General features: G+C 39.1%; 12 protein-coding genes. 7 read left to right on the forward strand and 5 right to left on the reverse strand.

Annotated elements, in window-relative coordinates:
• Nucleotides 1-74: 74 nt before the first annotated feature.
• A complete protein-coding gene (locus LC115_13880) occupies nt 75-518 on the reverse strand; it encodes a hypothetical protein (protein MCZ2357758.1) in 444 nt (147 codons plus the stop codon).
• 356 nt (nt 519-874) lie between these two features.
• Between LC115_13880 and LC115_13885 the strand changes: the two genes are divergently transcribed.
• Genes LC115_13885 through LC115_13900 form a run of 4 tightly spaced genes read left to right on the forward strand, consistent with a single transcriptional unit; the run spans nt 875 to nt 9,790 of the window.
• Nucleotides 875-6,025 (forward strand): PKD domain-containing protein, encoded by a 5,151-nt coding sequence (locus LC115_13885; protein MCZ2357759.1) that lies wholly within the window; start codon nt 875-877, stop codon nt 6,023-6,025.
• On the forward strand, nt 6,022-8,127 hold the full coding sequence (locus LC115_13890; protein MCZ2357760.1) for a prolyl oligopeptidase family serine peptidase: 2,106 nt from the start codon (nt 6,022-6,024) through the stop codon (nt 8,125-8,127). Before LC115_13885 ends, LC115_13890 begins: the two co-directional genes overlap by 4 nt.
• 20 nt (nt 8,128-8,147) lie before the next feature.
• On the forward strand, nt 8,148-8,846 hold the full coding sequence (locus LC115_13895) for an NUDIX hydrolase (protein MCZ2357761.1): 699 nt from the start codon (nt 8,148-8,150) through the stop codon (nt 8,844-8,846).
• On the forward strand, nt 8,846-9,790 hold the full coding sequence (locus LC115_13900; protein MCZ2357762.1) for a hypothetical protein: 945 nt from the start codon (nt 8,846-8,848) through the stop codon (nt 9,788-9,790). Before LC115_13895 ends, LC115_13900 begins: the two co-directional genes overlap by 1 nt.
• Before the next feature lie 165 nt (nt 9,791-9,955).
• Here the strand turns inward: LC115_13900 and LC115_13905 are convergent, their stop codons facing one another.
• Nucleotides 9,956-12,370 carry a T9SS type A sorting domain-containing protein gene (locus LC115_13905; GenBank protein MCZ2357763.1) on the reverse strand — a complete coding sequence of 805 codons (2,415 nt, stop codon included), beginning with the start codon at nt 12,368-12,370 and terminating at the stop codon, nt 9,956-9,958.
• Nucleotides 12,371-12,504: 134 nt separating this feature from the next.
• Nucleotides 12,505-13,365, reverse strand: coding sequence for a 4-hydroxy-3-methylbut-2-enyl diphosphate reductase (locus LC115_13910; GenBank protein ID MCZ2357764.1), 861 nt, complete (start codon nt 13,363-13,365; stop codon nt 12,505-12,507).
• A 113-nt stretch (nt 13,366-13,478) separates the two neighbouring features.
• Here LC115_13910 and LC115_13915 point away from each other — a divergent pair, with 113 nt between their 5' ends.
• The 3 genes from LC115_13915 (at nt 13,479) to LC115_13925 (ending at nt 19,384) form a co-directional block, all read left to right on the forward strand.
• A complete protein-coding gene (locus tag LC115_13915) occupies nt 13,479-14,930 on the forward strand; it encodes a PQQ-binding-like beta-propeller repeat protein (protein ID MCZ2357765.1) in 1,452 nt (483 codons plus the stop codon).
• Nucleotides 14,914-16,413 (forward strand): GWxTD domain-containing protein, encoded by a 1,500-nt coding sequence (locus LC115_13920; protein ID MCZ2357766.1) that lies wholly within the window; start codon nt 14,914-14,916, stop codon nt 16,411-16,413. The genes LC115_13915 and LC115_13920 overlap by 17 nt, the downstream gene beginning before the upstream one ends.
• A 115-nt stretch (nt 16,414-16,528) precedes the next feature.
• The gene (locus LC115_13925) at nt 16,529-19,384 is read left to right on the forward strand and encodes a hypothetical protein (GenBank protein ID MCZ2357767.1); all 2,856 of its coding nucleotides are present in this window, start codon (nt 16,529-16,531) and stop codon (nt 19,382-19,384) included.
• Between the two features lie 15 nt (nt 19,385-19,399).
• Here the strand turns inward: LC115_13925 and LC115_13930 are convergent, their stop codons facing one another.
• Together LC115_13930 and LC115_13935 are read right to left on the reverse strand one after the other, a co-directional pair.
• The gene (locus LC115_13930) at nt 19,400-19,879 is read right to left on the reverse strand and encodes a hypothetical protein (GenBank protein MCZ2357768.1); all 480 of its coding nucleotides are present in this window, start codon (nt 19,877-19,879) and stop codon (nt 19,400-19,402) included.
• A 359-nt stretch (nt 19,880-20,238) separates the two neighbouring features.
• Nucleotides 20,239-20,505, reverse strand: coding sequence for a transposase (locus LC115_13935; GenBank protein ID MCZ2357769.1), 267 nt, complete (start codon nt 20,503-20,505; stop codon nt 20,239-20,241).
• Between the last annotated feature and the right edge of the window lie 56 nt (nt 20,506-20,561).

Here is a 20,561-nt window from a genome sequence, read left to right on the forward strand (position 1 = left end):
TAAATCGTATGCACTTTTTTATTTTGGGTTCTATTTTAGTGCCCAGTTACACCCTAAAAATCCCCAAACCTTAGTTATTTAAATCGCTCTCTTCGCTCAAATAGCCAACGTTTTCGGAAGATACGGCTAACACTTCCAATAAGCCAAATTAACAGCAAAATAACAGCACCTAAACCCATTGCACCCAAAGCACCCGGAAATAGGTAGTATGCAAAAAATGCTATCCCGTAATAATCAACGATATACCAAAATAAAATCCCAATAAAAAGTAAAAAAGATAAAAAGGTTAGGATTATATTAAATAAGGTTCTGATAAAATTTCGTTTTGAGCGTTTTTTACGAACCATTGGTTCGGGTTTTTCTCGTTGTGGCTGCACCGAAAATTCCGGCGATGACTTCTTCGGTGGTGGCTCCTCTGCGGTACTGCCCAAAAGATCAAATGTAATGATAATGCCAATGCTACATAAAAATAGTTTTATATATCGCCAAAACTTCCCTTCACGTATGCAGCTTGCCATATACACCGCAAAGTTACAGAATCAATTTAGCAATTAATCTAAACTTCTCGCTCTTTTGTAAAGAGATACTTATTTATCAGTACTTAAAATCCGTTTATAAAATTCAAATATCAGGATTTATTGTATATTTATCTTAATATCAATATCTTATATTTTTCTTCTTTTTTTAAAAAATAAAGTTGTATTGTAACTATATTTACACATTATTTTAAAATAACGAATTTGATATTTTCTAAAATTGTTAAAAACTAAATTTTAGACTTTTTTTAGGCTAAAGAAGATAGAACTTCGGGGAAAAAAACGCCCATTCAGCCTATAAAATAACTATTACTTTTGGTTAGTTAGTAACTTGCAATATGAATACTTGTTTTGGAATTTCCAGATTTGTATGGATTTTTTGCTGTATTGGGTTGATTTTTTCAGGGCTGAAAGCCCATGATTTACGATTTACTCCCAATGGCGGGCAATGGCATCAGAGAGTTTTGTATCGGGCAGATATGCCTCAAGGCAGAGTTTTTTTAGAGCAAAATAAATTTACTTATGTTGTTTATAAGCCTACCTTAAACCATACCCAAACCAACAGCTTAATTTTTCCGGAAAACCAAAGCCCTTTTCAGATTCATGTATTTAATTTAGAGTGGCTTGGCGGAAATCCTTCCCCTAAAACGATTTCAGAAAAAGTATTACCTGAAACTGAAAACTTTTTTATCGGGAATGACCAGAGTAAGTGGGTAAGCGGGCTGCATCCAGCACAATCTGTTTTATATTCAGAAGTTTATAACGGTATTTCGTTACGCGCTACTTCCCATGACAAATCCTTTAAATATGAGTTTATTGTTCAACCCGGAGCAGACCCCAACCAAATTCGATTACGTTATAATGGACTGAACAACATTAGCATTCAAAACAACCAACTTGTTTTGGAAACAGCTATTGGAAAATTTTATGAGCAAGAACCCATTGTTTGGCAGGTCGTTAAGGGAGAAAAAAAATATTTACGTTGTAAATACCGGCTACAAGATGGAAATATCACTTTTTCTATTGATAAGCACAACCCCAAATTACCATTGATTATAGATCCGGTTTTAGTCTTTGCAACTTTTACGGGTTCTTATGCTGATAACTGGGGTTTTACGGCAACTTATGACAATTTGGGAAATCTATATTCCGGCGGCTTGGTACGCGGAGTCGGGTTTCCGGTTGATGTCCTCGGCCCCTATTCTATCCAGCCAAACTATGCAGGAGGAACTTGGATTTCCTTTAACTACAGCCTTTTCTATGAAAGTGATATAGCTATAATCAAATATAACAGCAATGGTCAGCAACGAGTTTATTCAACCTATCTCGGTGGAAGTTTTAATGAACAGCCACACAGCATTATCGTTAATGACAGAAATGAACTCTATATCCTTGGCACAACCCGTTCCAATAACTTTCCGGTATTCTTTAACTCGTATGATAATAGCTTTAACGGCCAAATAGATATTATTGTGGCAAAATTTGATAGTCTTGGAGAAAATCTTTTGGGGAGCACTTATCTGGGAGGAAGCCAAGAGGACGGTATAAATAGAAAAGATATAACCGGCTCAACAAATCCTAATCCGTTACACCGTTTTTATGCTGATGATGCCAGAGGTGAGATTATCGTAGATAATCTGGGTTATTGCTATGTGGTAACCAGTAGTTCTTCGCCGGATTTCCCAACTACGGCAGGTGCTTTTCAGTCAAATCACATTGAAGACCAAGACGGAGTTGTGTTTAAATTAGACCCACTTATGCGCCAGTTAGTTTGGAGTTCGTTTTTAGGGGGCACCGGCATAGACGCAGGTTATTCACTTACTTTTGACCAAGGAAATACCTTAACTGTTGTGGGAGGCACTACCAGCCAAGACTTTCCCATCACAGCAAATGCTTATAGCGACAGCTATAATGGCGGCTCAGCAGACGGCTTCATCACCCGAATACGTAATGACGGCTCTCTAATCGAATACTCAACTTATATCGGCACTTCAAGCTATGACCAAATTTACTTCGTTAAAACAGACATAGACAACAATATTTACGTAACCGGCCAAACGGAGGGCATGAGCTATCCCATAACCACCGGAGTTTATTTTAACCCCAATTCTACCCAATTTGTTACTAAACTTAATCCTACGCTTAGCAACATCATTTATTCCACACGATTTGGCTCCGGGCGTGGTACGCCGGATATTACGATGTCTGCATTTTTGGTAGATAAATGTGAAAATATTTATATCTCCGGCTGGGGTGGCTTAGAGGTAAATGGTGTTCGGAATGGAAATACCACCGGTTTACCCGTTACGCCAAATGCTATGAAATCTGCTACGGACGGTTCCGACTTTTATCTGATTGTATTTCGAAAAAATGCCCAAACTTTATACTACGCAACCTTTTTTGGTGGCTATCAAAGTGCTGCGCAATATAGCGAAGGAGAGCACGTGGACGGCGGAACCAGCCGGTTCGATAGAAAAGGAATTGTTTATCAATCTGTATGTGGTGGTTGCGGCGGGCAGTTTGCTGCCCCCGGCGGAAGTAACCCGGCAACCAGCGGCTCATACTCACCTGTCAATAACTCCTACAACTGTAATAACCTCGTCTTCAAAATAGAATTTGAACTCTACTTAGAATCTGTGCTATCTGAATTTACCCAAAATAAATTTACCGGCTGTTCACCCCTTGATATTCAGTTTACTAACCTAAGCGAACGTTACCGGTCTGTTCTTTGGGATTTCGGTAATGGAGATACAACCTCGGTTCTAAATCCTGCCCGAACTTTTACGCAACCCGGAATCCATACAATAAAACTATATGCCATTGATTCTCTGAGTTGTAATATTTCAGATACCATTACCAAAACCATAGAGGTTTTTGCGAAACCTCATGCGGACTTTACCACCACTGCCTTTGCCTGTACTACGGTAGTTCAGTTTACAAACTCGTCTTCCATAGATGCTACTGATTTTTTATGGAATTTTGGGGATGGGAATACCAGCATCCAGCGAGACCCCATACATACCTTTGCAGCTAATGGCCGCTATAATATTCAGCTAATTGCCAGTAATACCAATGGCTGCCGAGATACAATCAATCGAAGTTTAGATGTATATTCTTATCCGGTTCCGGCTTTCAATTTAGCAAGTTCTCCTTGCCGGCTAAACGCCCAATTTGGAAATCAAACTGTTGGGGGAAATGAGTTTTTTTGGGATTTTGGGAACGGACAAACGAGTACCGATTCTTTACCCAGTACAATCTATTCTGCTCCCGGCAGCTATATTGTAAGCCTTCGGGTAAATGGCTCTACCTGCCCGGTAACCATTCAAGATACCATTAAAATACAGCCCGCTTCTGTAGCAAATTTTACCTATTCACAAATTCCTTGTTCTTATACCATTAACTTTACCAATCAGACTCAAAATGCAACAACTTACCTCTGGAATTTTGGAGATGGAACACAGGATAGTGTTCTAAGCCCAACTCACACTTTTCCCGGAGGGGGTACTTATGCCGTTCAACTGATTTCCGAAAAAGATATTTACTGCGCAGATACTTTTTCGCTAAGCATCACTTTACCGGAAATCCCGCAAGCAAGGTTTAGACCTGTTGCACAAAAATGCGACTTAAATGTTTACTTTGACAATACAAGTTCTGCAGCCAACCAATTTTTATGGGATTTTGGGGATGGAACAACGAGTAATTTATCGGCTGTATTTCACCAATACAGTTCATCGGGAATTTATACAGTTCAGCTAATTGCTTCACAAAGTAATGCTTGCCCAGACACAACGACTCTTGCTGTTGAAATCTCACCTCATTCTAATGCTCAATTTATAGCTCCCGATTCAACCTGCAATTCTCAGGTAACTTTTCAGAATAATAGCATTAACTACTTTTCTCAGCAGTGGGATTTTGGAGATGGTAATACGGATACGTTACGCAATCCGGTACACACGTACACAAGTCCCGGTGTCTATCAAGTGCAGTTAATCACAGACGCGGGAACTTTGTGTGCAGATACAGCATTTCAAACGGTTGTGGTAAGATTACCCGGCACAGCACGCTATGGTATTAGTACCGAAAAATGCAATACAAAAGTCTTATTTTCAGATAGTTCTATAAATCATTTATCATCTTTTTGGCTTTTTGATGATGCAACTACCGATACAGCGTTAAATCCGGTACATATTTTTCCAGGCCCCGGAAGATATGATGTACGGCTGATTGTGAATAGATACAGTCCTTGCCCAGATACAATGTTTCAAACAGTGGTGATTGATACTCCGGCAACGGCTCATTTTTTTGTGCCGCCGATTGTCTGTGATACATTTGTTACGTTTTTTAACACAACCACACATGGCCGAACTTTTTTATGGGATTTTGGGGACGGAAATACCGATACAGTTTTTGCCCCTGTTCATCTATATTCGGGGTCGGGTACTTATAGAGTTCGATTGTGGGTTAATCAAGGAGAGTATTGTGCTGATTCGCAGGAGGTTACATTTAGAATCCCGAATCTTTCTGAGGCAAAATTCAGCTATCATGCGGAGCCGTGCGATAGAAAGGTAACTTTTGAAAATTTGAGCCGCTTAGCTGGAAGCTATCGTTGGGAATTTGGAGACGGCACGTTTTCCAATACTGCCGCTCCTGTACACACTTTTTCGGAAGCCGGAAGCTATACCGTTCAGTTAATCACCAATCCGGATTCTGCCTGTTCTGATACTACCAAGCAAGTCATCGTCATTTGGCCAGCATCCCAAGCGGATTTTCGCCAACTAACAACCGAATGTGATTCGGTTTCTATTTTTCAAGCAAGTTATCCGGTTCATTTTTCCAGAAGTTGGCATTTGTCTAATGGTCAATCTTTTACAGATTCAACTGTCTTTGTTGCACTTTCTCCGGGATTTTATACCATAACACTCTTAACAGATTCTGGAACAGCCTGCGCAGATACTTTCCAAAAAGACTTTCAAATTCTGCCAAGACCGCAAGCCAAGTTTGACATAAAGCAAGAGACTTGTAAACAGATAATTACACTTCAAAATACTTCAATAGGTTCTCAACTGCATTATTTCTGGAACTTTGGGGACGGAAGCACGAGTACCGAACAAAACCCAATTCACCATTACAACCAAGAACGTACTTATGAAATCTCCTTAACGGCCATAGATGCTAATGGCTGCTCTGATACTACCTCATTTCTGTTAGAATACGACTTAGATGGTTTGAAAAATCTTTTTATTCCCAATGTGTTTACGCCTAACGGAGACGGCAGAAATGATAAATTTGAAATCTTTGCGGAATCCGCACCTTGTGTAGAATCAGTGATGATATTTGACCGCTGGGGAATCTTGATTTTTGAAACCAATTTTTATGGAAACTATTGGGACGGAACAGTAAATGGAAAAGATGCCCAAGAAGGAGCTTATGTTTATGTAATCAAAGGCCGAAATGGAAAACGGGCAGGAACAGTTACGTTAATTCGATGATAATAAATCAGAAAATATTTTTTAAGTTATTTATTATCAGTAATTTACTGATATATTTAACTTCTTGCTCAGGAAATAAGATTACTTACCCGCCAACGCAACGGGTTTATTCGGCAGATACTTTCTTTGGTAAGATTGTGCCGGAATATTATCGTTGGTTAGAATATGACACCGCAAGTGCCGTTCAAAATTGGGTTGAGCTACAATCTTCTTTTACAGAATCTTATTTATCTGGTATTCCTTTACGCGACAGTCTTCGGGAAGAACTTACCCGTTATTACAATTTTCCAAGACGTAGCAGCCTCTATGTTCATAATGGATTATTCTTTTCATTTAGAAATGATGGACTTCAGAACCAGTCTGTGTTTGGGATTTCTTCTTCAGAGCAAGACACAAACTTTCAAGTTTTATTAGACCCGAATAAACTCTCAAAAGACGGTACTATTTCCCTAAGTGGTTGGAGTATTTCTAAGAATGGAAAGTTTTTAGCTTATCAACTTTCTGAAAGCGGTTCAGATTGGAATCGAATTTTTGTAAAAAAAATGACTGATAATCAACAGCTTACAGATACCTTGCAAAATGTAAAGTTTTCAGATATAGCTTGGTATCAAAATGGTTTTTATTACAGCCGCTACCCAAAGCGAGGAGGTACTTTTGAGAAAGATCAATACCATAGTTTGTATTATCATGAACTTGGGAAATCCCAATCAGCAGACAAGTTAATCTTTCAAGACCCAAGTTTACCCTTAGAAAACGTTAGTGCCCAAGTTACCCAAGACGAAAACTGGTTAGTTTTATACCGATCTTCGGGAACTTCTGCCGGAAACGCTGTCTTTTTTAGAAAAAGTAACGAAATTACTGGTTTTCAAGCACTTGATACAAACAGAGTTTATGAACACAGCATCATTGGCTCTATGGGAAATTATTTGCTGCTGCACACAAACCACAATGCACCAAATTACTGTTTGCAGAAAGTTCCTATTAATCAACCAGATAAAAGGATAGATTTATTATCTGAAAAAAAAGATGTGCTGCGGCAGGTTTTGTGGAACAACCGTTTTTTGGTAACGCATTATTTGGTTGAGGCGGCATCCCGTTTGGTTGTTCACGATTCGTCCGGTGGTGTTTTAGCAGAAGTTTCCTTGCCGGCGTTAGGTACTGTTTCGGATATTTCGCTACCCAAAGATTCCGCACAGGTTTATTTTGCTTTTACTTCGTTTTTGTATCCTGCTTCGATTTTTCGGTACGATATTTTGGAAAAAAAGCTCACGTTGCTGTATCGCCCTCCCACATTGTTGAATCCAGATTCTTTTGAAACCAAACAAATTCGCTATAAAAGTACTGACGGCATTGAAGTGCCGATGTTTATTGTGCATAAACGTGGTATTCAATTAGATGGGAATCACGATTGTATGCTATATGGCTATGGCGGTTTCAATATTAGTATTCTTCCGGATTATTCGGTAATGCGGGCTGTTTGGCTAAACAGAGGAGGTATTTTTGCGTTGCCTTCGTTGCGTGGAGGAGGTGAATTTGGAGAAAGCTGGCATCAAGCCGGAATGCTCCTAAAAAAACAGCAGGTCTTTGATGATTTTATCGCTGCGGCAGAATTTTTAACTCGCTCCGGCTACACCAACTCACAGAGACTCGTTATCAGCGGACGCTCTAACGGAGGGTTATTAGTAGGTGCTTGCTTAACACAACGTCCTGATTTATACAAAGTTGCTTTACCGGCTGTGGGTGTTTTAGATATGCTACGGTTTCAGCGTTTTACCATCGGCTGGGCTTGGGTATCTGAATACGGTTCCAGCGAAGACTCATCTGCTTTTCAGTATCTATACAAATATTCTCCCTTGCATAACCTAAAAGAAGGCACTGTTTATCCGGCTACGTTTATCACTACGGCTGACCATGACGACCGCGTAGCACCAGCACATTCTTTCAAATTTGCAGCAGAACTACAATATTGCCAAAAAGGGAACAATCCTATCTTGATTCGGATTGACCGAGCTGCCGGGCATGGTTCCGGTAAACCTATCCACAAACGAATTGCCGAAGAGGCTGATATTTTGGCTTTTACATACAAACAATTGTATCCATAAAACGTTACTTCATAGCTTTAATGCACTATATTTGTTCTTTTAAAAAATCAACAATGGAGGCATTAGAAACTTCCCGGAAATTTACAATCTGGAAAAACTCACTTCAAAAATCAGGTGTTATTTTAAATAGTATGGAAGAGCTTTCTACCATTCGTAAAGGGAATGGAGAAGTCCTTTTTTCATTGTTGCGAATTGATGCTCAGGATAATTCAGGGACTCCTTTATTACCTATTGTTTTGCTGCGGGGTCATTTTGTTTCGGTACTTACTTGCTTTATCGAGCAAGAAAGCGGCAATAAATTTTTATTATTAGTAAAACAACGCCGGGTAGCTAACGGAGAAGTTTTTTACGAACATCCTGCCGGAATGTGTGACAGTGAAGCCGACCCCTTGAAAGTAGCCTGCAAAGAAGTCTTTGAAGAAACAGGCTTTGAAGTTAGGCCAGAACAACTGCACGCCATTAACGATGAACCTTTTTATAGCTCCCCCGGCTTATTGGACGAAGGCGGATACTTCTTTTGGTGTGAAATTACCTTGCCTAAAAAAGAAATAGAAGACTTCAAAGCCAGAAAAACCGGCGCTGCCGGAGAAAGCGAATTTATTGAAACAGATGTAGTTCCAATTGAAGAAGCCTTTTTCTTGATGAACAACACCAATGGAATGCTTAATTTACTGATGTACCTCAATGCGCGTACCGCTACATTCAAGAAAAAAGCATAATGCAGCATTTTGTAGCTGACAATGCCGAAATAGCCTCAGATCTATGGGATAATTTTATTCAAAAATGTAGTGGAGCATCCATTTGTGCTCGATATGGCTGGTGGAGTATTGTAGCCCCAAACTGGAAAGCTCTTATTATTACAGATGATTCAGGGAAATGGATGGCTGTGCTGCCATTTTGTCGGCACAAGAAATTCTACTTTATCAATACACTTTCACCTCCGTTTTGGACACCCTACACAGGACCTTACATTCTCAAAAACAACCTCATAGATTATCCCAAAAGTCAATATTTACATAAAATTTGGAGCTATTTAATTGCTGTTCTACCAAAATTTAGCTTTATACAGCTTAGTTTACCCATAGGAGTTGCTTGGAGTAATGAATTAAAAACAGCCGGCTTCAAAATCATTCCTAAGCTATCTTATGTAGCTGATTTTCAAAACATAACTTGTTTTCCGGTTATGCAACCTCAATTAGCGCATAAGCTACGGCAGGCTGAACGGCAGCATTTTGTGCTAAAAGAGGTCGGGCTTGATGAGTTGGATTGCCTGTTAAGTTTCCCCCAAAATCAAAAGAAGTATTCTGTCGAAAAAATAGCCGTCCTGAAAAAACTGATAACCTCATTTTCTGGTCAGCCTCTTATTGGATTATTTTCTGAGAATCAGGAATTGGCTGTTATCAACTGGGCACCAAGCTATGCTTCTGTTTGGCTTAATGTATTAACGGTTTCAAATCCAAATCTTCAGACAAGTCGTGCTACTGCCGGTTTTTTGTTAAAACATCAATTAGACCGAGCATTTACTCAACAGGAGATTTTTGATTTTGAAGGTTCTGAAATACCGGGTGTAGAGATGTTTTACCGAAGATTTGGCTTTGAACCTTACAATTACTTTGTTGTTACCAAACACCCTTTTTCTTCTTTATTGCCTACTTGGGTATAAAAAAATCTCAAAACCCAAAAAAAGAAAACGCTCTCTTATCTGTTTTGTATGCGTAAGCATTTTATTCAAATAAAAGAGCGTTTTCTTTTGTAGAACTTGTTTAACCTTTACTTATCAACAACAAGAGAAAGTCTTTTGTCAATCGTTCAAAGACTAAAACAATATTTATTCAACCATGATTTTTTGATAGCCTACTGTTTTTTCCTGTAAATCAATTACTTGAACCCAGTAAAAGCCTGCGGAAACTTTGTCTAAGGATATTGTATAGGTTGTTTGTCCGGCAAGAGAGACCTTTTGTTCTTGTATTGTAGCTCCCATAGCGTTCATCAGTGAAATTTGCCAATTACCATTTTCTTTGGGTAATGCGATGTTTAAGGTTTGTTTAGCAGGGCTTGGAAAAGCTGTGAAGCTAAGATTATTTGCTAACTGTGAACGACTTACTACAACTATATTGAGGGAGTCTTTTTTAATATTGCTGGCATTATCAGCACATAATGTTTTGAGTGTAAACAAGTAACGTCCTTCTTGCAATGAATCTGGAATTGGTAAAGAAAGTGATAAGTTGGGGGTTACAATATTTTTTTCTGGGCCTACTGTGGGGCTTACTTGTTGCCATGAAAAACGGTAGGCAATAGCTCCTGTAACGGCAGCCCAAGAGGCTTCTACTTGCTGGGGCGGGGTGGTTGTAAAGCTAACACTGAAGCTAACTGGGGCAGCACACGCTGGTGAACAGCCGTGTTTGCGCGGGTTAAAGGCATCTGCATTATTTCTGGGGGTAAGTTTTACCACGTTCCATTGATACATCAATATACCCTGTAAACTGTCAAAGGTGGTAGAATCCGTAATTAAGCAAACGGGTACATTCATAAGGCCATCTGTATTTGCCCATAGGGTGTCATTCACATAGGAAAAGTTCAGAGATGTAAAAATATTATTCGTTTGGCGGCCGGCAGAAACACGCAGGCCGTTTATGGAAGGTGTGGAAGTAAGTCCCACACGGTAATCTCCATTATTTACAGTGCTGGTTGGCTCTACGCGGGTACTCTTTACCCGCAAGTTAGAATCCGTTATCCTGATGAACATACTTTCATAAGCTTCGGTAGCAATAGATTGAGTATCTGAAAACTGTGTTGCCGATAAAACCAATGGAGTAATGGAATTGCCGGTACTGATTACATTGGCAGTAGCTTCTGTGATTTGGGTATGGCCAAAATATTCGGTAACTTTTCCATTTACTGAAACCTTATCGCCTATTTTTAGCTTGGTAATACTGGTATCTCCTATTAATTGGATACCGGCCCAAGCATTTTTACCTTCTTGTTGAATAAAAATATAACCCAAATCATTCACGGAAGCAGTAACAACTCCCTGAACATCAGAAACATGCATATCTACATAGCCGGATTCATATCTCCTGGAAGTTGAGCGTTGAATTTCTTGAGATGTTTTTTGAATATCTACAATTTCGCAGCCGTTTTGGTTTGTTGTATAGCATTGCGGCGCAAATATTGGGAATGAAACTGTTTGAGAATCTAAGTCTGTTGCGGTAACGTAGTAGTGTACAAAGGTTTGGTTAGGTTGCGGAGGAATAGTAGCTGTCCATTGGTTCGTAGAGCCGGGTACTTTGGTCATCGGAATTGAATCATAATTTAGGTTTGTTTCTCCGATAGCATACCTTACATTTGCTCGTACTACGGAATCTGCCGGATAAGCGATATGGTCAATTGTGGCAGTTACAGTTATGGAATCTGTTGGTTTTGGGCAGGCGATGTTACGCACCATTGAGGTAATATTGGGCGGAAATTGGCCAATGGTCATTCCTAAAGTATCAAAAACGTGCAGTTCATAATAAGAAGTTGGAAGAAAAGCTCTATGAAACACGATACCCCGAATTTCTGAATAAACTGTTCCTAATTCAGGTTTTGTGTAGCCGTGAGTTTGGTTTCTTTGAAAGAAATAAGCATCCCATACTTTTATTTCTCCACCGGAGGCATCTCTTACGGTAAAATCTCCACGTGCAGGGTTTGTAGAAACCTGAATTACAGAGGCATCTTTAATCGAAATATAGGAGCCTTGCCATTCTTCGCCTGTTGGTACAGAGGTTGTTGAGGTGCTGTTTAGTGTGATAAGTTGCAAAGTATCTGGGCCGGCAAGTGGAATACCATTAGCTAATACGGTTACGGTAGTAAGCGTATCCAATGTAAGTTGAGTTTCACCGGAATAGTAGCCTACCGTTCCGATAACTTCAACATACTGGCCGGGTAGGAGGTCAATAGCTCCGGTTGCTTGTGCAGATGCTACTGATGAAATACGTACTTGTAAGCCGGTTTTGGAGCCATGCTTAGCCGAATCTTGTATCCAAAAGCTGGCTGAACCCGGAACAAAATATTGATACCACTCCTTAGGGCTCTGTACTACTACTCCACGCACAGAAACGTAACCCCCTTTTAACACAGAAGTATCATTCGGTGCTATGCTGTCATTCACAGTCATGATCTGACTGATGGTAGTTGGGGTCTGGGCATGAATACAGTAGCCCAACCCTAAAAATAATCCTAAAAAAAGCCAAAAACGTGTCATGTTATCTATCTTTACTGCAAAGATAAAGTATTCTGCCGGCTCTAAAAAAAAATAGTGCTTTTGGGTACTTTAATTTTTCTTTGTAGGAGATAGTTTTTCTATTTAAAAATTCAGATTTTGATTCAAGTAAATAACTAAGGCTTAGTATTTTCTAAAATCTGCTGAATAGCTGTTTTTACATCTTCCATGAGCCACATAGGGGTTGAAGTGGCACCGCAAATTCCTACATTATAGCTATTTTTTAGCCATTCTGGATTTAATTCTTCGGGAGAAGATATAAAATAGGTATTTGGGTTTTCTTGCTTACACACTTCGTAGAGGACTTTACCATTTGAGCTTTTTTTGCCTGATACAAAAATTACTGTATCATATTGTTTTGCAAACACTTTTAGGTGAGGTTCTCGATTGGAAACTTGTCTGCATATTGTATCGTTAGCTTTAAAGGAGTTTTTTGCTCGCTCTTCAATCAGGGATTTTAGTCGGTAAAAATTGGAAGTGCTTTTGGTCGTTTGGCTGAATAGTGATATAGGTTTATCATAGTCAAGTTGATCTAAGCCTTCTTCACCTGCTATTACGATGGCTTTTCCGTTTGTTTGGCCAACGAGCCCATTTACTTCTGCGTGTCCATTTTTACCATAAATTACAACCTGTTCTTCATCATTATAGGCATTACGCACTCTGTTTTGTAGTTTTAGCACAACGGGGCAGGAAGCATCTATGAGCATAATGTTGTTTTTCATTGCAGTTTGATATGTTTCTGGTGGTTCTCCATGTGCGCGGATGAGCACTGCCGTATCTCTTAGTTGGGCAAGCTCCTCGTGGGAGATGATTTTTAATCCTTTTTGCTGAAGGCGTTGTACCTCAATTTCATTATGAACAATGTCTCCCAAGCAATATAGGGATCCGTTTTCGTCTAACCAATCTTCTGCCATCTGGATAGCATAAACAACCCCAAAGCAAAAGCCAGAATTGGGGTCAACAGTTACTGCTTTCATTTTTCGTAGAATAACAAATTTCGGACTTTATTAAGTTCCCTAAACCAAACTTCAGGATATTTTTCAGAATGGATTAATAATTTTTCCGCTAAATTTGTGAAGTTAATTTTTAGATGATAACTTTACCCGATCTTCGGTATTCTATTTACTTTTTAATAGTTGTATTTTTTCCAAACTATATTTTTGGTCAAGTTGTATGGAAGGCTCATTTTGGGACTTTATACACACAATCCTCTCCAAGATGTATAGATCTGACCCAAGATGGAGTTTTAGATGTTGTCATTGGTTTAAGCGAAGGCAATAATGTAGGTGGCAGAGTTCAGGCTTATGAAGGTAAAACCGGCTCTTTAATTTGGGATTGTAATTTAGATGCAAGTATTTTTGGGTCTGCTGTTTTTTGGGATATTACGGGAGACGGTATTCCAGATGTTTTTATAGGCGGGCGCAGCACAACTTTTGCCGCTATTAACGGCAAAACCGGAGAAGTAATCTGGAAGTTCGATGTAAAAGCAAAACCCAAAAAACGTAAGTTTTCAACCAACTGGAAAATGTTTTACAATGCTCAATTAGTGCCAGACCAAAACAATGACTTAGTGCCTGATTTGTTGGTTACTAACGGCGGGCAGGAAGATTCCGCTGCGTTTAGCAAGAGCCGCCCTACGGGTTATATCATGATACTAAGCGGCAAAACAGGCCAAATTTTGGGATACCACCCTAATCCTGACTTTGCAGAAACCTATTGCTCACCGGTTTATGCCTATAATAATGGCGAACATGAAGTTTACTGGGGAACCGGCGGCGAAACCCACCCGGGAGCACTTTGGCGCACAACCTTGAAAAATATATTAGAAGGAAAACCCGAAAATGCCCAAAGAATTATCAATCACGCCCGAAAAGGCTTCGTTTCCCCGCCCGTATTCGTTGACCTAAATAAAGACAATGTACTCGACATCGTAGCTACCGCCTTAGGCGGCGTTTGCTATGCCATTGACGGAAAAACACAAAAAGAACTCTGGTCAAAAGACTTTGGCAAGGTAGAAACATATTCCATCCCCGCACCCGGCCTCTATTTTGATTCTACCCGCACAGACCTCTTCTTTAACTACGGAAGAGGCTCTTTTGTGGAAGGATTTCAACACCATATACAAACTGTTTTGAATGGAACTACCGGCGAAATATTATTTCAAGATTCCATTGACGCAGTGATTATATCTTCCCCCGTTACAGCTAATATTTTTCAGCATCCGTTCCATACCGTCTTTTTGAAATATAACTTACGCGACACAGACGTACCGGCTAATCACGGAATAAAAATGTATTGTTTTAACGGAAAAAACCCTTATTCAGAAGTTCTTGATTTACCCACAGGTGGAGCCGGACACTTTTCTACACTCTGGGTGGGAGATTTAGACGGAGATAAAAATTTAGACATCCTCTCTGCAATGCGGCTTGATAGCTGGTATTTAATACGTCTGGAAGTTGCCTATAAATTAAAAAATCCTCCCACTTGGGGAGCTTACCATGGTTCACTATATGATGGCGTTTATCGTGAAAAAATACGTTAAAATAATAGTTTCCTGCATTGTATTAATCTGTTGCGGGAATATTTCTCTTGCAAAAGAACTGCTTTTTTATGCAGATATTGCACGCTTTCAAAGCCCCGAAGGAAAAACCTATCTGGAGGTTCATCTATCAATTGGAGGCTCTACGGTCTATTATAATCCGCTGGCAAATGGAAAGTTTAAAACTTCGGTAGAAGTTATCTATCTGATTTCCCAACAAGGTGAAACCCAGAATATTGTATGGGGAGATAAATTTTTATTAACAAACGAAAACATTATAGACACAACAACTTCGGTTGAATCTCGCTTTTTTATGGATACCCGTCGGGTAAAATTAGCTCCCGGAAATTATCAACTGACTATAGAACTTACAGATAACTTTGCCCCCGGCAAACGGGACTATAAAGCCACCCGAAATTTCTCTATTGCACAAGATACTATTTCCCAACCCGTTTTTAGCGACTTATTGTGGGTAAACTCTTTCTTCCCAACCGGAAGTAAATCAACTCAATATACACGCGGAAATATTGACATCCTACCCTTTGTAACTAACGGAGCTTTCTTGGATATGGATTCACTGAAGTTTTATATTGAACTATATACCAAAGATATTGAAGAGCCTTATTATTATGCTATTTCCATTTTACAGGCTGCTAACTCTGCCCGCATAGAAAATTTTACCCGAAAAACACGCCCACAAAAACCCCAAAAAGTAAATCAATTAATCCAAGCATTTAACATCAAAGAACTACCCTCACAATATTATATCCTTGAAGTAGAAGCTGTTACTAATGATGGAAGGACTTTGGCGACCAAACGAACCCGTTTTTATGTATATCGTAGTGCAGATAATCAGACTTTACCGGATTTTTCTCAAAAATATGACCAGCTTTATGCACATCCGGAAGAATCTCTCAATGTTTACTTACAAGCATTACGTTTTATATCAACTCCCACAGAAATTAATTTCGTGAATTCCCTTCAAACATTTAGCCAGAAAAAAAATTACTTTGTTCATTTTTGGCAAAAAAGACATCAGGCTAATACACCCGAAGGTTATGAATGGAAAGATTATTTAGCCAAAATTAAATATGCAAATGAGCATTTTAAATCTGCCCTAAGGCCCGGCTACCAGACAGATAGAGGTAGAGTATTGCTTACCTATGGAGCACCAAATGACATTCAATCTTTTCCCAGCCAAACAGATAAATATCCGTACCAAATCTGGTCATATAATAAACTGGGCGTTCAAAGTAATGTAATCTTTGTTTTTTATGACCGCGACTTAACCACCAACGAATATGTACAACTACATTCTACCAAATTCGGGGAATTTACCAACCCCAATTGGCGAAGCCAGTTATTATTCCAAACCAATGGTTCAATGGGAGGGTATGATATGGAAAACTATAACAACAACCCTAACCTAAAAGACCACTTTAACGACGACCAAATCTTCATCAATAACCGAGATAACCCCCGTTAGCAGCGTACAGAAGTTTGGGGTATAGCAGCTACAACTACTTTAAAGTTCGGCAACTTTTACTACGGCAGCCAACTTGTATAAAAGAATTGTAACTTGCTCTAAAATTTGTTTGCGTATGCTCAAGAGAGTACTTTGGCTGTTGGTCTTTTTGGTATGCCGCAAGGTCTTTGCCCAAAATTTACCTATTTATACCAAACATCAAGATAGCATTACCCATATTTCAGGGGAAGGAAATTATTGGGTTACGGCAGATGCCAATAACCGGCTTATCTTATGGGACTTAGCTAAAAATCAATCTGTTGTAGATTGGTTTATGCCGGAAATTCGCCAAGTAGAATTTAGCCCATTCAGAAAAAAATGTGCTATTCTTACGCCTAAAAACTTATGTATTATTGACTTTCAGAAAAATACAGCCCAAAAAATATTACTGAATAATTTACCTATTGAAAAAATTACTTGGGCGCAATCCGGTGATTCATTGGTTACTTTGCTGGGGCAGGAAGTAGTAACCCTTGCCTTAGATTCTGCCCTTACACGATCCAAAACCAACATCCAGTTCCTAAATAGAATCACGAATTATCAATTATCGGATACTTTCATTTCTATGACCACCGTTAATTGGGACGAAGAGGAACTGATTCAGCTATATTCAATTCACCAAGATGAACCTATTTTTGAGAAAAAACTATCCGAACAAAAGTATTCCTTTTGGTTTCAAAAAGGCTCTAAATTACATCTAATCATTGCGAAATCAGACAACTCAATACAAATAACTGATATTCAATCTAATAAAGAGTATCTACCGTTTACCTATCATTTAAAACCAGTAAAATCTGTTTCAATAGTTGGGGACACCGTGATTAGCTCAGATATTTCCGGAATGGTAGCTTTTTGGAATTTACAAACCGGCAGGCTAATCGCAAAACTACAATTACCAGCCGAAGAGTCCCCATTTTTAGCTGGTATTCCCAATAGGCACACTGTATTACTCCAACAAGGTGCTGTTTTGAATGAATATTCCTTGCAAGGTGAGCTATTACAATCTTTCGGGAAAAATACCTGCTCAAAAAACGTAGCTGCTTGGTTATCAGATTCTACCATAATTATTGGAACGGATACATTGCTAAGTTCTTTCTCCCTAAACACGTTACGAACAACTTACTTAGAAACAAAAATTCCAGCACAATTAGATTATTTAGTTTACAACCCGGTAAAGCAGCAGATAGCCTTTTCGGCAACAGAAGGAACTAAAACTACTTTACGGGTATTAGCCTACCCTGGATTAAATACCTTGTGGAGCTATCCATTGGAGAGTTCTGTCTGGGAACAGCTATATTTTTCCTTAGACGGAAACCGCCTTATCGGAAAAACTAAATTTATGCCCGGAAAAACAACCATCGCGATTGTCTGGGATTCCAATAATGGCACCGTTATCACCCAAACTCAAAGCCCGTCTTATGCCAAACAAGAAATGGCATATACTCGAAACAACCAAGAGTTATGGCAGGCTACCAACGCCCTCAAACCAGTATTATCCAAATTAAATTTTACCGGAAACATAACTGATTCTATTACAGATTATTATCATGAAAGATTTTGGGTATCTGAAAATGGAAACTATATTTTGTACTCTACGAAACCCAATAACTGGGCTATCAGAGATATTGAATCAAAGATTGTGATAGATACAGTTAAACTTAGTGGAAAACTTACGGCAAGCAACATTTGGCAAGACAATTGGTGGAGTACCGAACTCTTAGATACCTTTCCGGCAATTACAAAAGTACGCTGCCGCAATATCAAGCAGCAACAATGGATTTGGGAAGAAATTATTACCGGAAAAATATCCAGTATATCACGCTCTCCCGAAGGAAATTGGATAACCTTGCTTACTCAAACCGGCCCCGTACACCTGCTAAATGCACATACCGGCATCCCTAAATTTGAACTGTTATTAACTCCACGCGGAAGTTTAGCAATAGCACAAGACAAAAACTACTATTGTTGGGGAACCCATCAGCCATTTATTCAAAATTTTACCCAAAATTTCTCCCCCAGTGAAATTATTAAAAATATAAAACCGGAATCAAATCCATTTTTTGTAAATTCCATTCACAAATTAGAGGAACAACGCAGCAATGCACCTCTTACCCGAATAGATTCTTTGCCCAGAAATCAGCAGCAATCACTTTTTTTATTGGTTATTGCTCCCGAAAAAACGGCAGATACCAACCTAACCCGTTATTCCGGCGAAACAGACGCAGCCTTACTTGAAAAACATTTTAAACTCACAAAAGCCTTTGCTTCTGTAAATGTAACCATCTTAAAAGGAAAAAACGTTTCCCATAACGGACTGCTAAATACAGCTAATTGGCTGAGTAAAGCCAAAGAAACAGACTTAGTCTGGATTTATGTCATTGGAAATGGTGTAATTACCAATAATGGTGAACCGGGAATTGCGCTAAATACATTCAAAATTAATGAACCGGACAAACAAGATATTATCACAATTGAAATCTGGAAAGAGCTATTTAGCAAATGTTCGGCAAAATTTCGTTGGATTATGGGAGACCTTTCGTTAAGTAGTATGCTCACTATGTCATTACAACCAAGTTTAAAGGTAGGTGCTTTTGCCGGCGGATACCTGAAATACCGAATTCGAAGCAATAAAACGACCGTTCAGCTTCCCTTAGCAGAAGCAACGCGCTTATTTGAGCTATACGGAGAAATTATCAATGTTCAAACACAGGCTTCTGTGCTCTGGTGGTTTAGCCCCGTAGAACTACTTTGGAATAAAGGCAGTGAAGTTTTTTCTCCCTTTACACGGTTCTTAACGCAGTATTTTACACCCGGCACTTGTAGAACTATTCAGTCTCAGGGACTTACACAAGTGAGAAACTCATTTAAACAAAGTTTCTCGCAGATTATCGCTGACCCGGAAATAATGATCCCGCTAATATTACCCCGTTGAGTACGTAAATTGCCATTACGGAACTACCGTAATGGCCGGAATAATAATTTTATTGCTGGGATGCCCGGCTCTATCTAAAAGATAAACTGTATAGACAACCGTTTCTTGGTTTACACGGGGATTTTTACGCTCTATACCGTTGATATTCACCGTAATAACTCCCTGAATAGAGGGTTTTCTGGTTTCCGGTGTGAGGTAAGGCAAGTTATAGGAAATCACGCTGCTATCACGGCTATCAATCAAGAAGAAATTTGAATTTGAAGTAGTAGGCGTTTTGTTTCCTATATCACCGTCTCCGTCCTTATAGCGTATTTTCAGAACAAGCTCATCACCGGTTAAGCAGTTTGGCGGGTCAGCACATTCTCGGATTCGGGTAGGAGTTAGGCTTTCAAAGGCGATATCCGGCTCAATCGGAAAAACCGGTTCGCTGCCTCCACAGGAAACCGTTCCCAAACCCAAAATCAGCCACCAAACCCAGCCCAAATAACATTTCATTACACAAAACTAAGTAACTTTCTGGCACCAACCAATTTGATGCGGCGAAATTTACTACGTTGTTCCAATAAAACACTTGACAAAATTAGATCCCAAGGAGAAAAACACCGGAATACCAAAATAAATTTTGGTATCCTCTTTTTTTTCTCGGAACTTCGTCAAGCGCTGCGTTACTGTCAAGTGTTAAAAAAATGATATCGAATGAATAGAAGATATATTTATTACTTGAGCGTGTTGCATAACCTCTGAATTTTTAAAAAAGCCCAAATTTTCTTCCGTTCAAAATAAATTTTGATTTTTTTTTGAGTTTATGGGGAGTTTTTTGGGGTCAGGTTAATTTTATGGGGAGAAGGGCTATTTTAGGTAAACAATTTTTCTAATCTAAACAGGAAGAATTTTACATCCGTAACCCCTCTTAAATTAGCTCTAAATTGTTTTATTTTTGAGTTGAATGATTCTGCATTGGCATTGGTGTTTCTGTTATTAAAGAAGTTAAGGATGTTTTCAAAGTGATGTTCAATGGAGTTTACCACACTATTAAATTCATCTATTTTCATTTCAATAACTCTTTGTTTCCATTCTTTAAACTTGATTATGGCATCTGCTTTATACTGTAACTTATAGATAGAGCGCGTTGCATAACCTCTAAATTTTTAAAAAAGCCCAAATTTTCTCCCGTTCA

This window comes from Bacteroidia bacterium, from assembly GCA_026932145.1.
Taxonomy (GTDB): Bacteria; Bacteroidota; Bacteroidia; order J057; family JAIXKT01; genus JAIXKT01.

Bases quoted from the DNA above. Each gene is read 5' to 3' on its own strand.
- LC115_13885 (MCZ2357759.1), top strand. From the start codon at position 875: ATGAATACTTGTTTTGGAATTTCCAGATTTGTATGGATTTTTTGCTGT.
- LC115_13915 (MCZ2357765.1), top strand. From the start codon at position 13,479: ATGATAACTTTACCCGATCTTCGGTATTCTATTTACTTTTTAATAGTT.
- LC115_13910 (MCZ2357764.1), bottom strand. From the start codon at position 13,365: ATGAAAGCAGTAACTGTTGACCCCAATTCTGGCTTTTGCTTTGGGGTT.
- LC115_13900 (MCZ2357762.1), top strand. From the start codon at position 8,846: ATGCAGCATTTTGTAGCTGACAATGCCGAAATAGCCTCAGATCTATGG.
- LC115_13890 (MCZ2357760.1), top strand. From the start codon at position 6,022: ATGATAATAAATCAGAAAATATTTTTTAAGTTATTTATTATCAGTAAT.
- LC115_13925 (MCZ2357767.1), top strand. From the start codon at position 16,529: ATGCTCAAGAGAGTACTTTGGCTGTTGGTCTTTTTGGTATGCCGCAAG.
- LC115_13895 (MCZ2357761.1), top strand. From the start codon at position 8,148: ATGCACTATATTTGTTCTTTTAAAAAATCAACAATGGAGGCATTAGAA.
- LC115_13930 (MCZ2357768.1), bottom strand. From the start codon at position 19,879: ATGAAATGTTATTTGGGCTGGGTTTGGTGGCTGATTTTGGGTTTGGGA.
- LC115_13905 (MCZ2357763.1), bottom strand. From the start codon at position 12,370: ATGACACGTTTTTGGCTTTTTTTAGGATTATTTTTAGGGTTGGGCTAC.
- LC115_13880 (MCZ2357758.1), bottom strand. From the start codon at position 518: ATGGCAAGCTGCATACGTGAAGGGAAGTTTTGGCGATATATAAAACTA.